We start from the raw sequence: 2,740 nt of genomic DNA on the forward strand, positions 1-2,740 counted from the left end.
CTATCAAAATTAGAAATAATGCCCAACTCGATCCCCTGAATCTGCCAGAGTCTTAAAGTAGGAATTACATCCCCGTACAGAACCCAAGGCTCGGCCGTGGCAAAATGACGATAAAGTTCGCCGAAAAAAGCCTCAAAATCGGGAAATCGTTCCAGATAACCCAAATTATTAAAAACTGCTCCAGTCAGCGATCGCCACCAGCAATACTCTAACTCAGGAATTTGTGCTGGTTCAACGTCAGGAAAAGCTAGGGGGGAAGAAGTGGGGAAAATAGCGGAGAAAGACTGTTCTAGACTCTCGGCCGCCACCTCTACCCCAAAATCCGCCGCTATTTGACTATAAATTGCTCCGACACTGCCTTTCAAGCCAAAAAGAGTACCCACAGCATCGAGAAAAATAACTTGAGGTTTCTGCATGAAAGTTTTGTCTATAAAGGTTTTCTTCACTGACGACCGATGATCACCATCGAACTGAGGTTTTTAGGGTCGGCCCTCTAGGTGGCCTAACAAACCTAACAATTGCTCATTTTAAAATAATCATAACTCTACCCATTTTCTCCCAACTATGATCGATCGCCCTATTCATGTAATTGGTGGAGGATTAGCGGGGACTGAGGCGGCGTGGCAGATAGCCCAAGCAGGTATTCCCGTGATCCTGTACGAAATGCGCCCAATTCGCTCTAGTCCCGCCCACCATAGCCAATTTTTAGCCGAATTAGTCTGTAGTAACTCCTTTGGTGCCATGGCGGTGGATCGCGCCACCGGGTTACTCCATGAAGAATTACGACGCTTAAATTCTCTAGTTATTGCCCAGGCCGATCAGCACAGTGTCCCCGCAGGAGGGGCTTTAGCGGTCGATCGAGGGGTCTTTAGTCGAAATTTGACGGAAATCTTGGCTAACCACCCTCTAGTCACCTTAAAACGTCAGGAGATCACGGAAATTCCCCGGGATGGTATCGTCGTTTTAACCACTGGACCGTTAACCAGTGCTGCCTTGGCCGCAGATCTGCAAAATTTCGCCGGCCTGGACTATCTGAGCTTTTTTGATGCCGCTAGTCCGATTATTCTAGGGGAATCTATTGATCGATCGATCGCTTTTCTGGCCTCCCGTTACGATAAAGGTGAGGCCGCCTATCTCAATTGTCCCATGGATCGGGAACAATACCTGCATTTCTGGCAAGAGTTAAAACAGGCAGAACAAGCAGAATTAAAGGATTTTGAGCGAGAAAATGCCAAATTTTTCGAGGCTTGTCTGCCGATCGAAGAATTAGCCTGTCGGGGAGAGGATACCATGCGTTTTGGTCCCCTGAAACCAGTGGGATTAGCGGATACCAGATATCCGGATCAACGTCCCTACGCAGTTATACAGTTGCGAATGGAAGATAAAGCGGGGCAATTGTGGAATATGGTAGGATTTCAAACTAATTTAAAATGGGGTGAACAAACACGGGTTTTCCGTCTGATTCCGGGGTTAGAAAAGGCCGAATTTGTCCGCATGGGGGTGATGCACAAAAACACCTTTATCAATTCTCCCCAGTTATTATCCTCCAGTCTCCAGTTTAAATCGCGACCGACGCTATTAGCGGCAGGACAGTTAATCGGCACGGAAGGCTATACGGCTGCGGCTGCTGGGGGATGGTTAGCGGGAACTAATGCCGCTCGTTTAGCTTTAGGATTAGAAACGGTGACATTGCCAACCACAACGATGATGGGGTCATTATTTGAGTTTATCAGCAGTGCCGAACCGAAACATTTTCAACCGATGCCGCCAAATTTTGGCATTTTGCCGAATTTTACCAGAAAAATCCGCAATAAACGGGAACGTTACGGTCAATATGCCGATCGCTCTTTGCAGGATTTAGAAGCATGGTGGAATCAGCTAAAAACTCCCTGTCTCGTCTAACTGTCAATCGCTAATCGATCGCCCATAATAGAGAAGGAACCTATTTCTTTCTCTATCGCTATGCCAAACCCCGATTTTTTCCCTCCCCAATCCTACAGTCAAGAGGATGTGCAGGAAATTCTCTATTTGGCTATCTCCCGTCAAGGGGATAAGGGAGAAATTACCCGCCAACAGTTGTTAGAAATTGCTGACGATTTAGCTATTGAAGTTAAAGACTTGGAAGCGGCGGAAAAGGACTGGCAAGAGTCAAAAATGCTCAGTTATAAACGGCAAGAATTCGATCGCTTTCGTCGCGAGGAGCTAAAACATAAAACCGTTCGCTATCTGATTATTAATAGTTTTTTTCTTACCATTAATTTAATTAGTGCGGGAACAATTTCTTGGGCAATTTATATCTTTTTGCTGATGGGTTTACCTCTTTCTCTTTCCGCTTGGAAAACTTTTCAAAATCAAGGAATTGCCTACGAAGAGGCATTTAAACGCTGGAAAATTAAGGAGGAAATGAAAGAGTCTTTTACCAATCTTTGGACACAAATTAAAAAGTTTTTACAGTTTTAATAGTGTTGCTAAATTAAGCCTTTTTTGTTTTTGTGAACCACAGAGACACAAAGTACACAAAGTTGAGCTTTGCACTACTACTTAGGGCTTGCTGAATAAGTCTAAAAACCTTGTTGGATAAGGCTTTTAGACTTTTTTTTCCTCAAAAAGTGCCGACCATTGGAGGGATCGGGGGTAAAATTCAGGTACTTTTTCCCTGAAAATTAGGTAACTGACTACCTCAAAATCGGTAAAACCCTACACCCCACACCCCACACCCCACACCCTGCCCCCACCAACA

The 2,740-nt window shown here is 45.0% G+C and carries 3 protein-coding genes; 2 read left to right on the forward strand and 1 reads right to left on the reverse strand.

Features of this window, described 5'->3' with window-relative positions; all coding sequences use genetic code 11:
* A partial coding sequence (locus tag PX481_RS25325) for an HAD-IA family hydrolase (protein ID WP_502888636.1) occupies positions 1–416 on the reverse strand: 416 nt, incomplete at its 3' end.
* Between the two features lie 148 nt (positions 417–564).
* Between PX481_RS25325 and trmFO the strand changes: the two genes are divergently transcribed.
* Together trmFO and PX481_RS25335 are read left to right on the forward strand one after the other, a co-directional pair.
* Positions 565–1,902 (forward strand): FADH(2)-oxidizing methylenetetrahydrofolate--tRNA-(uracil(54)-C(5))-methyltransferase TrmFO, encoded by a 1,338-nt coding sequence (gene trmFO / locus PX481_RS25330; RefSeq protein ID WP_288096724.1) that lies wholly within the window; start codon positions 565–567, stop codon positions 1,900–1,902.
* A 60-nt stretch (positions 1,903–1,962) separates the two neighbouring features.
* The gene (locus PX481_RS25335; RefSeq protein WP_004266818.1) at positions 1,963–2,460 is read left to right on the forward strand and encodes a 2TM domain-containing protein; all 498 of its coding nucleotides are present in this window, start codon (positions 1,963–1,965) and stop codon (positions 2,458–2,460) included.
* Positions 2,461–2,740 lie beyond the last annotated feature (280 nt).

It is taken from the genome of Microcystis sp. M53603_WE2, from assembly GCF_030065435.1.

What these genes read in the sequence shown, in the direction of transcription:
- trmFO (WP_288096724.1), top strand. Translation starts at nt 565, where the DNA reads ATGATCGATCGCCCTATTCATGTAATTGGTGGAGGATTAGCGGGGACT.
- PX481_RS25335 (WP_004266818.1), top strand. Translation starts at nt 1,963, where the DNA reads ATGCCAAACCCCGATTTTTTCCCTCCCCAATCCTACAGTCAAGAGGAT.